Source organism: Stenotrophomonas oahuensis (assembly GCF_031834595.1).
Classification (GTDB): Bacteria; Pseudomonadota; Gammaproteobacteria; order Xanthomonadales; family Xanthomonadaceae; genus Stenotrophomonas; species Stenotrophomonas oahuensis.
The window spans coordinates 4,409,736-4,423,917 of the sequence record NZ_CP115541.1; the positions used below are offsets into that span (position 1 = coordinate 4,409,736).

A 14,182-nucleotide genomic window follows, 5' to 3' on the forward strand; every position below is an offset into this window, starting at 1 on the left:
GCGACTGCCGGAGTTCGGGGGACAACACGTCCCCGCACCGGCATGCGCCAGTGGATCGGTTCTTTCGGAGTTATGGACGGGCGTTCCACGCCCTGAAGATGACTACGTGTTTTTCATCACACGGTCACAATGTGCCGGCCACCCGGTGCGACGTCTTGACGCTTTTACTGCATCTGGATGCGGAATAAGGCATGGCCGCATCCAATGATTCACACCGACACCAACCAGCCACCAAACAGCGGGCCTGCGGTGTCGCCATGCTGGGGCTCGAAGCGGAGGCGCAGCGGCTGGCCACTGCGCGTGAGCGCGTGCGGCAGCACGTAGTCGTGGTCCACAAAGTCCAGCACCTGCCCGCGTTCGACCTCGACCTCCACCGCAAGCGTTCCGTTCACCAGGATGTTGAAGCGCCCCTTGTCGCTGCCCCAGAACCGCAGCCGAAGCGCCAGCGGCTGGCGGCTGCCCTGCATCACGAATTCCACGAAGCCCTTGCCGCGTACATCTCGGCATTCCTGACGCCGGTAAGCCGCGGAGAACGACGTATCACTGGTGAGGCCATGGGCCTTCTCGGACGCCTCGTTGCCGAACTGGATCATGTCCACGGCATCGGCCTTCAGCTGTGCGCGCTCCGCAATGGCCTTTTCGCGACGCTGCGCCTCGGCGACCCATTGCGCAGCGTCCATGCGCTTGAAGTACAGTGCACTGCGGCGGTCGTGCTGGGCGTAGAAAGGAGAGAACTCCAGTGCCTGCGGACGCGTGGTGCTGGCCAGAAAGCGGCCCGGCTCCGGTAGCGCGCTGAAGCCGGCCAACGGCGACGCATCTCCCACCAGCGCGGGATCGGGCGCATCCCAGGGATCACTGACCGGGCCAAGATCGGCCGCGAGTGCCAGCGGACCGCGCATCACCACCACGGTATCGGCGTCGCCAGCGGCGTGCTCCAGTCGCAACGGCGTGGCGAGGTCAAGTTCGACGACATCGCCGGCTTTCCACCGTCGCTCCAATAACGCGTAACCCTCCTGCAGGGTGCTTGACGCCTTGCGGCCGTTGACCTTCAGTGCAAAGCGCCCTTCGCTCCACGCGGGAATCCGCAGCAACAGCCGCTGCGGTGCCGCGTCATCTGCGCGCGTCACCTGCAAACGCACCTGCCCATTGAGCGGTACGCCGCTATCCAACGTCAGGGCCAGCCCGCCCTGCTTCCAGTCCAGCGTGGACGGAATGTACAGATTGACGTACAGCGACTGCCCGTCCTGCCAGTAGATGGAATCGCCGAACTGCGCGTGCGCCTCCATGCCGCTGCCCACGCAGCACCAGAACGAATCGAACTTGTCGGAGAAGCCACGCTCGCCGCCGGTGATCATCGGCGTCATGTAGGTGAACATGCCCGTCTCCGGGTGCTGGGCCGACATCGTGTGGTTCAGCAGGGTGCGCTCGTAGTAGTCAAAGTAGCGCGCCTGCGGCGTCCACTGGTACAGGTGCCGGGTCAGCTTGAGCATGTTGTAACTGTTGCAGTGCTCGCAGGTCTGCTCGGTCAGGAACGAGGCGATGGTGTCGGGCTGCTGGAAATACTCCCGGTCGGCGTTGCCACCGATCACGTAGCTGTAGTGTCCGGTCACCGTCTCCCAGAAGAAGCGCGCGCCGGCCGCGGAATCGAGATCACCCGTGACTTCGAACTGCCGGGCCTCGCCGATGAACTTGGGCACCTGGGTGTTGGCGTGGTGGTGCGGCAGGTTGTCCTTGCCGGCGATGGCCGGGTCGACGATGCCTTCGTGGCGCAGGCGCTTGCCGATGGCGATCCAACGTGGATTGTCGGTGCGCGCGCCCAGCTCGATGTACGACTCATTGAGGCCGCCGAATTCTGTGGCCAGCAGGGACTGCATCTGCGCGTGATCAAGGGCATCGAAAACACCGGCCAGGTACGTCGCCAGCGGCAGCAGCACCGGTAGTGCCTGTGTATTGCCGGCCAGCGCATCGGCATCCAGCAGGCCGGCGAACAGTTTGTGCACCGTGTACAGCGGCGACCAGCTGCCATTGATGTTGAATTTGCTGCCGGTCACCGCGCCGGCGCGGATCTGCTCGAAGACCTGCTTGCCGCCCTCGATATCGCCTGCATCGGTCTTGCGGGTCAGTCCGCCGACGTAGCCATCCTTGTCCTGGGCCTGCGCACGCGCCAGCTCGGACACGATGTAGTCGATGCGCTGCCGGACCTGCACATCGCGCGTCTGCGCATACAGCTTGGACAGCGCGCTGAGGTAATGACCGAGGGTGTGGCCGGCGATGGTATCGCCCTCCCAGCCGCCGTAGACCGCTCCTTTCGGTGGCAGTCCGGCCTGCTGCAGGAAATTGTGCAGCAGGCGGTCCGGCTCCAGTTCGAACAGATAGCGGCGGTTGACCTGCAGGGAATCCAGGAACATCGACGGCTTCAGCGTGACATCCTGCAACGGCAGCGCAGTGACCCGTCCAGCGGTAGACGCGGCCGCGTCCAGCGGGAAGCGCAGCATGCCAGCGGCAACAGCCAATGCACTCCACTGCAGGAAACGTCGGCGGGACGGGTCAGTCATGAAAACCTCCTCAATGGATTCAGCCATAGCGGGCCTGCACGCGCACGGTGGCCCCGGCGGTAAACGGCAGCGGAACGCGGTCGTGGTGGGGACCTGCAGCCTTGACCGCCTTGCCGTCCACCGTGATCTCCAGCAGCCGCGTACCCGCAGGCGCGCGCAGGGTGAGCCAGGTGGTGCCGGGCTGCTGCGGAGGCAGGGTCACCTCGGCTTGGATGCGCTGCTGCGCCAAGTCCGCACGCAGCTGCAGGCCAACCCGGCCCCACGGCGTAGGCGCGTCCTGCAGTGCAATAGGCTGGCCGGTGGCCAGCCAGTCGCGCGGTACGCCACGGGCCAGATACAGGTCCTGGTCCTGATCGAACACCAGCATCCAGCGCAGCAGCAGCGGTACCGTCATCTGCGCGGGCATGCAAAACAGCGGCATGCCGCCGGTGATGCCCGCCACCTCGCCTGCGGTCCAGCTGCCGCGCGTATGCGCCTGGTAGCGATGGGCATACAGGAACAGCAGATACTCCTCGATCCGATCCAGCCGCAGCAGCTGCTGGGCGTGGCCATAGGAGATGAAGCCGAGAATGTCGCGCGCTTCCGGGGTGGGCTTCCAGATATTGGACACAATGCCCAGCGTGGTGCCGCCATGGCCGCGCAGGCAATCGATCACCAGGTTGGCAAGGTCGGGCGGCAACACGTCGGCCTGCAGCAGTTCGGCATAGGAACGGTGCGACCACAGCTGTTCGCTTTTGCTCGGATCTTCCTGCGACATGGCCTGGCGGAAGGTCTCGGTGGTTCCCGGCAGCGGGCCCAGGTAAGCTGGCTGCAGGTCATGCCGGATGTCCGCGCGGATGCTGTCCAGCAGGCGCTGGCGCAGTTGCCGTGCGCGGCGTTGCCAGTCGCGGCTAGGTGCGTCGTTGCCGGTCAGCGCCGGCCACACCGCGGCAATGTCCTCCCAGCCCCGGATCACCAAGGCGCTGTTGCCGAAGTACGGCTTCCACCACAGCGAGGGATCCGGATACAGGCAGGCGTCGGACTCGCTCCAGCCATGGATCAGGCCATGGCCGCGATCACTTCGCGGCAAGGCGAGGCTGGCGTCGTGCAGTTCGACCAGCAACGCGGCGGTCGCTTCGATCTTTGCCTGGTGGCGGCGCAGCAGCGCCGTGTCGCCGGTGTAGCGGAGGTAGCGCGCCAGCAATGACAGGGTCAGGCCAAACTGCCCCACCTGTGGACCGCGCATGTTCACCAGACCGTCGGCCTGGGTGTACTCACTCAGGTAGTTGTCCAGCACCGTCCTCGCCTGCGCGAAGCGGCCCCATTCCAGATTGGCGTACAGCGAACTGGTGAAGGTGTCCTGGAAGCCGTCGTATTCGTTGCCGACGTAGTCGCGGTCCACCGCGCCATACTTCGGATACACACCGCCTGGGCGGACGACAAGCTCACGTGCGAAGGCGAAGCGGGCCAGGTCGGACCAGCTCGCATCGGGCAGCCGTGCGGCACTGGCCTCGGCCAGCTGGGCCTGCCAGCTCGCGGCAAAGTCGATCAGCCCGCGATAAAAGTCCTCGATGCTGGCACCATGGCGGCGCGGCGGAAAGTCGGGGTAGCTGTAGCCCACGACGGTACGCACCGCCGCGCCGTGTTCGACCAGCACGGTGCGATGCCAGGTCTGCACGACGAAGCGGTCCTGCGCGTTGACGTCGGCGAACACCGACACGTCGTACCAGCGCCCCACACCGGCCGGCACCATTTTATGTACCGCCGGCATCCAGCCGCCCAGCAGCCCTTCCTCGCGGTGCGCCACTTTGTCCGCGTCAGCGAGCTCCGGAAACGCGTGAATCGGCCGGTAGGTGCGGCTGCGCCCGTCCGGGTAGATCTGCATGGTGTCGTTGCCCTGCACCGTGCCGACGAACGTGGTCCACGGCAGCCGCCCGTTGTGGTCCTTCGGGTCGAGCCGGGACGCCGGCGGCGGTGCGACATCACGCACGGCGGCCTCATCCGGATCCCCATCGCGCAGCAGCCGGTCGGCCAGCAGGTCCGCTTCGGCCATCGCCAGTTCGGCCAGTGGCAGCCCGAGGTACGGCGGTGCCTCGCTGCCCCACACCGCTTCGGTGCGCTTGCCGAGATTCAGCACGCCGGCTGCACAGACGCATACCAGCGCCCCCTGCGGCGTGCGCAGATCTTCATGTACCGTCCAGCGCGTGCCGCGATGCTGGAAGGCGGCCAGCATGGTGAATCCGGTGAGGTCGACGGTAGATGCAGGCTCCAGCATCGGTGCCGGTGGCACCGCCACGGACGGTCTGGAATCTCCCGCAGCGACGCCGCTGGCGAGGGACGGCAGCAGGCCCACGCCGGCGGTTGCCGCCGCGCCCTGACGCAGGAATGTTCTGCGATCCATTCAACCCCACCTGTGGTGACGAGTCTCCATGCTGCGCGGCGCGATCTCTGCCGTCTTGTTACCGACCGATGACATCGATGCGGCTTTCCGCACACTTTCAGGTGCTCAGTAAGTTCCGACCGTTACCCGCAGTACCGGTGGATCCTCGCGCACGAAGTTGAGGCCATAGTCGGTCTGGTCACCATTGAGCAGCCGCTCGAACTGCCACTGGCCGTTCACGTAGCGGCCTTGTTCCACACGCAGCAGCTGCCCATGCAGCGCATCGTTGGCGACGCGCACGAACTCCGCGCGGGCGGAAAAGCCGGTCAGCAGGAACTGATCTTTGCCGGTCTGCGCCACCAGCAAGCGGCCGCCGTGGTCGGCGTTGCCGGGCAGGATCGGATCGGCATCCCCCCAGTACGGCGCGCCGTAGGACACACGCACCTCCCAGTCGCCAAAGCGCAGGGTTCGCTTGGGCTGACCCGGCTGCTCGGCCACGGCCTGCAGCCGGCCCTCGAACGCCGCCTTCGCGATCAGCCGCTGCAGGGGCGCAAGCTGGCCGAAGTTGGCCGCATGCGCGGTGGTCGCCGCACGCTTCTCCGGCGAATCCAGCCCATCCATGCCAAACACCGAGAAGCCGATGCCGCCCTGCCCCAGCACGTGGAACAGATAGGGGGTAGTGCCTGGCTCAAAGCCGGTTTCGGACACCCAGGCCGGATTGTCCGGGCGCGCATATTGGCCGATGACCTTGGTGTATTCGCTGTAGTCGGTGGTGTAGATATCGGTGCCGATGAAATCGATCGACGGCGTGGCCGCGCGCCACAGGTCGAACACATTGACCGTTGCCCCGCCGGAAGGGTAGTCCACGCCGGGATAGCGCTTGCCCTTGTAGCGCAGCCAGGTGTTCACATACATCGGCATGTCGTAGGCGCGTTTGCCGGCGGCGGCCACCTGCTCGATGTAGTGGGCGGTGGCATACGCGTTGAACGCTTCATCGGCCTCGGGCCCGAACACGTCCCGCCAGGTGCCGGTGGGCTTTCCCAGCCGGGTGGTGATGGCCGCGGGTACCGGCTGGGCAAACGCCGCATTGGCGGCAGCCCCGTGGTCACGCACCGCGCCGATCGCGCCCGGCTCATTCTCCACCTGGACCAGAATCACCGTGTGGCGCTGGCCATCGACCTTGCGAAGATGCTGCATCAGCGCAGCGAACGCACGCGCATCTGCCTCGACATTCGCGCGGGCGTGTGGCGACAGCACATCCACCGGTTCGCCGCGCTCGTCCAGGGTACGCGGGTAAGTGACCGCATCACGCTTGATCCACTCGGGCACGTAATGCATCTGCCCGTTCTTCCAGCTGCCGAACCACAGCAGGGCCACCCGCAGATTGCGGCGGCGGGCCTGCTCGATCAGCGCGTCCACATTCGTGGTGTCGTACTGCCCCGGCGAAGGCTCGAACTGTTCCCAGTACACCGGGGCTTCCACCGTATTGGCATTCAGTGCCACCACCTGGTCCAGCGCACCCGGCAGCACCGCGGGCCAGGCGCTGGAGTTGTGCAGCTGCGCGGCCAACACGGTGTACGGTTCACCATCGACCAGCAACGCATGCCGACCGTTCTCAGTGACGAAGCGCGGCATCTGTTCGGCAGCGAACGCAGGCAGGCACAGGCACGCCAGCAGCAGGCCGGCCACGCTGGACGCCATGGTTCGGCGCGAGGAGGTTGCGGAAACGGTCATGGCTGTCCTTTCTTTTCTGCATTCCAGCGCGGTGTCGGCGCACGCATCAGGTGGCGTACGAAGAAATCAAACTGGCGTCGGGTGACGTAATCGATGGGCCCGGTCGAGCGGCCCACCGAGTGCTCGCCGCCGGGCACGTTCAGCAGATCGAAGTCCTTGCCGGCCTTGATCAGCGCATCGACGACCTGTGCGGTCGAGGCTGGATCGACGTTGCTGTCCTGCTCACCCACCACCAGCAGCAGGTCGCCACGCAGCTTGGCCGCGTGGGTCACGCCGGAGGCGCGCGCGTAGCGGGCGTCCACCGGCCAACCCATCCACTGCTCGTTCCAGCTGATCTTGTCCATGCGGTTGTCGAAGCAGCCGGCCATGGCCACGCCCACCGTGTACAGCTCGGGATGCAGCTCCAGCGCGCCGAGCGTGCTCTGGCCGCCGGCCGAGGCACCGTAGATACCCACGCCGCCGGAAATGTCGTAGGACCGGTCCTTGGCCGCCAGCGCCTTGTGCCAGGCGATGCGGTCGGGGAAGCCGGAGTCGCCCAGGTTCTTCCAGGCCACGTCATGGAAGGCCTTGGAGCGGTGCGCGGTGCCCATGCCGTCGATCTGCACGACGATGAAGCCGAGGTCAGCCAGTGCCTGCATGCCGATCTGCTTGTCGCCACCGGAGTGGTAGCCGAACGGCCAGAAGGTCTTGGGCACGAAAGCATCATGCGGGCCGGCATAGATGTTCTCCACCACCGGGTAGCGCCGCTTCGGGTCGTAATCACCTGGGCGCACCACCATGCCCCAGATATCGGTGCGGCCATCGCGCCCCTTGGCCACGAAGGATTCCGGTGCTTTCCAGCCGGCGGCGAGCAGCCGCGAGATATCACCACGGGCCAGCTCGCGGACCGGGGTGCCGTCGATGCGGTGCAGCGACGCGACCGGAGGCATGTCCGGCCGCGAATACACATCGATGTAGTAGCGCCCGTCCGGGGAGATGGCGACATCGTGATCGGCCGGAGCGTGGGTGAGGCGGGTCAGGTTGCGGCCGTCGAAGTTCACGCTGAACAGTTGCCGCTGGTACGGGTCCTGGCCCGCGTCCATGCCGCTGGCGCTGAACCAGATGCGGCGCTGGGTATCGTCGACATGCAGCACGTCGCGCACCACCCAGTCGCCCTGGGTGATCTGCTGCCGCACGCTGCCATCGGTGCCATCGATCAGGTAGAGATGCCGCCACCCGTCACGTTCGGAGATCCAGAGCAGCTCCCTGCCCTGCCCGCCAACATCGTGCAGGAAGGTGCGATCGGCATACACAAAGGTATCGGCCTTCTCTTCAACGGCCGCGTGCGCCTTGCCGGTGCCCGCGTCAACCGCGACCACCCGCACGGTCTGGAAGCCCCGCGCAACGTACTCCATGCTGAAGCTGCTACTGTCGCTGCGCCATTGAATGGGCGACAGCGAATACGGATTCGACACCAACGGGGTATCGATGGGCTTGCGGTTTCCCGCCACGTCGAACAGCACCGGCTGCTCGATGTCCACCGCGTCGCCGGGCTTTGGATACAGCTGGGTCTGCAGCACTGGCTGCAACTGGCCCGCGGGTGCGCTCTCAACACGGGTCACCAGCCGCGGGAACCCGGGCGTCACCCGGTACAACGCGATATGCCGTGAATCCGGCGACCACGCGAGGGTTTCCGGGTCGTAGAAGGCATCGCCGCGCCCATCGCGGGTCAGCGGGGTGACCTTGCCGTCGGCCACGTGGCGCAGCACCACGTTAAATCCCTCGGCATAAGCCTCCCATTGACCATCCGGCGAGCGACGCGGTGCGTTGTCGGCAGGCACGCGCAGATCGCGCACCACGCCGAAGCCGCGTGGACGACCGGCCCGCGTGACCAGCGCACAGAGGTAGTCGGTCAAGGTGCACCGCCACGTGGCATAGGTGCTGTCCAGGCTGAAGCGGATCGCACCGTTCGGGTTGTCACCTTCCGCCACGTATGCGAACTGCGAGAACGGCAGCCTCAGCGGTGCCACGTCCTGACCGCTGGCGGCCGACAGTCCCTGCGCCAGCCGCGCGGCGTCGAATGCGGGCTGCAGTTGCGCGCTGTCCGGCGAGCCGAGCACGAAGGCAAAGCCGCCTTCCACCGTGTGCCGATAATAGAAATGCCCATCGCCGCGCCACTGCGCCGGGAAGGCCACGTCGCGGGTCAGCCCGCTCCAGGCCTCACGCAGGCCCAGCGAGCGGCGATAGTCATCTGCGTCCGGCGCGGCCGAGACCGTGGCACTCGCCCAGACCATGCCCACCAGGGTCAGCGCCCGCACCATCTTATTCGCCATCGTCCTCGTCCAACTTCAGTTCACTGGGGGTCAAACCACTGCGCGCGCCCCATTGGTAGATGAAGAACGCAATCACCGCCACGCTTGCGGTGTCCCACGGATGGGTGATGGCGGCGATGCCGCCGAAGGTTCCCAGGTACGACACGGCCATCACCAATACAAAGAACGCGATCAACCACGCGGAGCTGCGCACCTGCCGCAGCACGCGTGCCCGGCGCTGCGGATTGGGCAGCTGCGAGACCACATACACCACGTAGATCCCCACCTGCAGGCCCAGCAGCCACGACACCGTCTTCCAGGTCGACCAGTACACGATCAAGGCCGCGATCATGAACGACAGCGGCCCCAGTACCGACAGCGCCTTTACCCGGAACGGACGCTCAAGATCAGGCGCGCTGCGGCGCAGTGCGGCCACCGTCACCGGGGCGATGGCGTAGCTCAGCACCAGCGCCGCCGAGACCACGCCGATCAGGGTCTCCCACGACGGGAACGGCAGCGTCCAGAACACCGAGAGCCCAAAGCTCAGCCACAGTGCCGGACGCGGAATGCCCGACTTCGCATCCACCTTGGTCAGCGCCGGCAGGAAACCGCTGCCCCGCGCCCAGCCATACACCACGCGCGGCGTGGCATTCATGTAGATGTTGCCGGTACCGCTGGGCGACACCACGGCATCGGCCACCACCATCGTGGCCAGCCAGCCCATACCAAGTGCCACCGCGATGTCGCGGTACGGCAGCGCATACAGCTTGTCCATGCCGGCCCAGCCATTGGCCAGCACGTCGCCCGGCACCGCGCCCAGGAAAGAGACCTGCAGCAGCACGTAAATCACCGTGGACAGCGCCACCGACAGAATCAGCGCGAACGGAATGGTGCGCTGGGGGTTACGCACCTCGCTGGCGACCGAAACGATCGGCGTCAGCCCGAGATAGGCAAAGATGATGCCGCCAGCGGAGATCGCCGCTTCCACACCGGCCATGCCCGAGGGCGCGAAGCCCTGGCTGGTGAGGTTGTCCGGGTTGAAGAGTGCGAGCAGCAGCACGATCACCAGCACCGGTACCAGGAACTTGAACACGCTGATGATGTTGTTGGCACGCGCGAAGGTCTTCACGCTGAAGTAGTTCAGCAGGAAGAACGCAACGAGGAGCGCGAACTGCACCAGCCAGCCGAGCAGCGTGGGATGGGTACTGTTCGGCTGGGTGAGCGACGGGAACCACGCCGCCGCGTACTGCCGGCAGGCTTCCACCTCGATGGCGATCAGACTCGAAAACGCGATCAGGGTGATGAAGCCGGTCAGCCAGCCGAGCAGCGTGCCGTGCGAATACTCCGGGTAGCGCACCACGCCGCCGGCGCGCGGCAGCGCCGCGCCCAGCTCGCAGTACACCAGGCCCAGCAGGAACACCGCGATGCCGCCAATGATCCAGGACAGGATGCCGGCGGGTCCGGCAATCGAAGACACGTGGCTGGCGGCGAACAACCAGCCCGAGCCGAAGATCGAGCCGAGGCCGATGAAGGTGAGATCGGTCAGGCTCAGGCGCTTGTGGAACTTTCCTGCAGGTGCCATGGGGTTCCCCGGTTGGTGCATGGAATGCAAGCAATGGTGATGCGAGTGGCTTCAGTGCTTCGTGTCGCTCCAGGGCGATGCACCGCCGTCGGCGATGAAGCGGTCGATCCGTGCCTCCAGCACCGGCAGTGGCACCGAGCCCAGTGAAAGCACCGCATCGTGGAAGTTGCGGATGTCGAACTTCGCACCCAGCGCGGCTTCCGCCTTGCGACGCAGCTTCAGGATTTCCAGTTCGCCCAGGTAGTACGAGAGCGCCTGGCCCGGCCACGCGATGTAGCGGTCCACCTCGGTGGTGATCTCGTGCTCGCTCAGCGCGGCGTTGTCGCGCAGGTACGCCAGCGCCTGCTCGCGGGTCCAGCCCTGGCTGTGCACACCGGTGTCGATCACCAGCCGTGCCGCCCGCCACATCTGGTAGGTCAGGTAGCCGAAGCGCTCATAGGGCGTGGTGTACATGCCCATCTCCAGCCCCAGGTATTCGCAGTACAGCGCCCAGCCTTCGCCATAGGCGGAGATGTAGGTGTAACGACGGAAGTCTGGCAGCTGGGTGTCCTCGGCGGCCATCGACATCTGCAGCGAATGGCCTGGCGAGGATTCATGCAGGGTCAGTGCCGGCAGCACATACAGCGGCCGCGACGGCAGGTTGTAGGTGTTCAGCCAGTAGGTGTCCAGGCCGCCGCGACCTCCGGTGTAGAACGGCGCGAGGTCATCCGGCACCGGCTTGATGGTGAAGCGCTGGCGCGGCACCCGGCCGAAGTAGCGGCCGAGGTTGCCGTCCATGGTCTTGGATATCCACGCGGCGCGGTCGAGCAGCTCTTGCGGGGTCTTCGCGTAGAACTGCGGATCGGTGCGCAGGAAGGTCAGGAAGTCGGCGAAGCTGCCCTTGTAGCCCACTTCGTCCATCACGTCCTGCATCTCCCGGCGCAGGCGGGCCACCTCGTCCAGTCCGATCTGGTGGATCTGCGCGGGGTCCATGTCGCGGGTGACGAACTCACGGATCTGCGCACGGTAGTACGCCTTGCCATCGGGCAGTGATTCGCCGGCCAGCGTGGTGCGGGCCTTCGGCAGGTATTCCTCGCGCATGAAGTGCAGCAGCTTTTCGTAAGCGGGAATCACACTGGCGTCGATGGCGGCCAGCGCCTGCTGGCGCAGCTCCGCCTGTTGCGCGGCCGGTATGCTGGCTGGCATCTTCTTGAACGGGGTGTAGAACAGGTTCGTCTCGCCCTTGGCCTCGGCCACATCGGCAATGGACTGGTCCCGTCCGGTCAGCGTCACCCGCGGCTGGCTGAAGCCGCGCGCAAGCCCGGCGCGCATGTTGCGGGTCTGGTCGTCGAAGTAGCGTGGAATGTCGGCCAGCTGGGACAGATAGCGACGATAGTCATCGGCGCTGTGGAAGGTGCCGCGCGCGGTGAAGCCGAGGTTGGTCCAGAACGCGGTATCGCTGTTGAACGGCATCTCCCAGGCCCGGTAGTGCTGCTGGTCCAGCAGCACCTCGATCTGCTGCCGGTAGACCTGGTAGTTCACCTGGTCGACCGCCGACAACTGCGCCTGCGGCACGGCCTTCAGCTCCTTCAGCACCTGCGTCCAGTACGCGGTGCGCTGGTCCTGCGTGGCCGGGTCCACCTTGGGCAGGTGGTCGGCGGGTCGGCTGCCACCGTTCTCGTCATCGCCGCCTGCATTCTGCTGCGAGCGCCAGGTCCATTCCCGCGTGTACAGCGCCTTGAAACGCGCACTTGCGTCGGTATCGGCAGCGGAAGCGACGGGGTTGAGCAGACTGCTTGCACTGATGCCGAGCATGAGGGCGAGAGAAAGCGGGGAACGCAGGTTCATGGAGTCTCCTTGGTCTGGGCGATCCATGCCTCGATGCGGGCGTTGAGCAGGTCCAGCGGCATCGCACCGCCGCCCAGCACCGCGTCATGGAAGGCACGGATGTCGAAGCGATCACCCAGTTCCTTTTCGGCCTTGGCACGCAGGGCGAGGATGTCGAGCTGGCCGATCTTGTAGCCCAGCGCCTGACCCGGCCACACGATGTAGCGGTCAGTCTCGGCCTGGATGCTGGGTTCGTCGTCGGACGGATGGGCGTGGAAGAAGTCCACCATCTGCTGGCGCGTCCAGCGCTTGTAGTGCACGCCGGTGTCGAGCACCAGGCGGTTGGCGCGCAGCAGCTCGCCGGCCAAATGTCCGTAACGGCTGTACGGGTCTTTGAAGAAGCCCACCTCGCCTGCCAGTCGCTCGGCATACAGCGCCCAGCCTTCAATGAAGGCGTTGTAGCCGGCCTGCTGGCGGAACGGCGGCAGCGGCAGCGTCTGCGAGAGCGATATCTGCAGGTGGTGGCCCGGCACGCCTTCGTGGTACGCGGTGGTTTCGATGTTCACCAGGGTGCGTTCGGTGGCGTCGTTGGCGTTGACCATCACGATCGCCGGCTTGGTGCCCTCCGGATTGCTCTGCCAGTACTCCGCGCCGGGTGCCTCACGACGGAAGGCCGGCATGCCCTGCACCACCAGCGGCGTCTTGGGCAGATGGCCGAACAGCTTGGGCAGCTCCGGTTCCATGTCGGCGATGTAGCCGCGGTACAGGCCCAGAATCTGCTGGCTGGAGGTAGCGAAGTGGCGCTTGTCGGTGGCAACTGCCTTGCGGAAGCTGGCCAGGTCGGCGAAGCCCTGCTCCTTCGCGATCCGGGTCATCTCGCCTTCGATCCGGGCCACTTCGGCCAGGCCGATCTGGTGAATCTCTTCCGGCGATTTGTCGGTGGTGGTCTGGGTCCGCACGGCGAACTGGTAGCGCTTGTCGCCATCCGGCAGCGACCAGATCCCTTCCTGCGCACGCCCCTGGGCGGCGTACTCGTCTTTCACGAAGGCAGCCAGCTTCGTGTAGGCCGGTCGCACCTGTTCGTCGATGGCTGCGATCAGCTGCTTGCGGATGTCCGCCCGCTGCGCCGGATCCGCCACCGCGGTGTCCAGCTTTTTCAGCGGTGACGCAAACGCGCTGTCCGCGCCTGACGGTTCGGCAATGCGCGCGATCTGCGCCGGCAGCTTCTCCAGCAGGTAGCGCGGCTGCACCAGGCCATCCTTCGCCCCCTGTCGCGAAACCTCGACGATCTGGTCAAGCAACGCCGGAATGGCATTCAGGCGCGCGATGTAGTCCTGGTAGTCCTTGGCATTCTCGAACGGAAACGCATCGCCCATGCCGGCCAGCGACAGCTGGATGCCGCCGACCGGCTCCAGCGGCATCTCATGGGTTTTCAGATCGATTGACGTCAGCCTGTCACGCAACTGGCGCAGCATCATCTGCAGGCTCAGCTGGCGCTGCTCATCCAGCGCCTTGGCGTCCACCGCCTCGAAGCGCGTGAGCAGATCGGCGGTGGCCGCGCGATCCGCCGCGACCGCCGCCAGGCTGTAGTCAGTCCAGCGGTCGTTGTAGCGCTTGTCGCCGATGATGCTGGCGAACTCCGGGCTGTGTGCCAGCTGGTACTGCCACTGCTCATCCAGCAGCGCGTCGAATCCCTGCGCGGCGGGAACCTTTGCTGCCGCGCCTGCCGAGGCATCGGCAGCACCCGGCGTAGGAGTGGACGGCGAGCACGCCGTGAGCAGCGCTGCGGCAAGCACGCCGATGACAAGGGGACGGAACGGGGCCATGCGCTTACTCCGGTAGGGGCGTGTTGTCC

The 14,182-nt window shown here is 66.0% G+C and carries 7 protein-coding genes; all 7 read right to left on the reverse strand.

Annotated elements, in window-relative coordinates; all coding sequences use genetic code 11:
• Positions 1 to 209: 209 nt before the first annotated feature.
• A complete protein-coding gene (locus PDM29_RS19705) occupies positions 210 to 2,555 on the reverse strand; it encodes a beta-L-arabinofuranosidase domain-containing protein (RefSeq protein WP_311191716.1) in 2,346 nt (781 codons plus the stop codon).
• 19 nt (positions 2,556 to 2,574) lie between these two features.
• Positions 2,575 to 4,935, reverse strand: a complete 2,361-nt coding sequence (locus tag PDM29_RS19710) for a Tat pathway signal protein (RefSeq protein WP_311191717.1) — start codon at positions 4,933 to 4,935, stop codon at positions 2,575 to 2,577.
• 105 nt (positions 4,936 to 5,040) lie between these two features.
• On the reverse strand, positions 5,041 to 6,615 hold the full coding sequence (locus PDM29_RS19715; protein WP_311193841.1) for a DUF5597 domain-containing protein: 1,575 nt from the start codon (positions 6,613 to 6,615) through the stop codon (positions 5,041 to 5,043).
• Positions 6,616 to 6,644: 29 nt separating this feature from the next.
• Positions 6,645 to 8,948: a S9 family peptidase gene (locus PDM29_RS19720; protein WP_311193842.1), complete on the reverse strand. Its 2,304-nt coding sequence runs from the start codon at positions 8,946 to 8,948 to the stop codon at positions 6,645 to 6,647.
• A gap of 1 nt (position 8,949) precedes the next feature.
• Entirely contained in the window at positions 8,950 to 10,521 is a 1,572-nt protein-coding gene (locus PDM29_RS19725; protein WP_311191718.1) for an APC family permease, read from the reverse strand.
• A 51-nt stretch (positions 10,522 to 10,572) separates the two neighbouring features.
• Complete coding sequence (locus PDM29_RS19730; RefSeq protein ID WP_425508767.1) at positions 10,573 to 12,315, reverse strand: DUF885 domain-containing protein; 1,743 nt, start codon at positions 12,313 to 12,315, stop codon at positions 10,573 to 10,575.
• A gap of 29 nt (positions 12,316 to 12,344) precedes the next feature.
• Positions 12,345 to 14,153 (reverse strand): DUF885 domain-containing protein, encoded by a 1,809-nt coding sequence (locus tag PDM29_RS19735; protein WP_311191720.1) that lies wholly within the window; start codon positions 14,151 to 14,153, stop codon positions 12,345 to 12,347.
• Positions 14,154 to 14,182 lie beyond the last annotated feature (29 nt).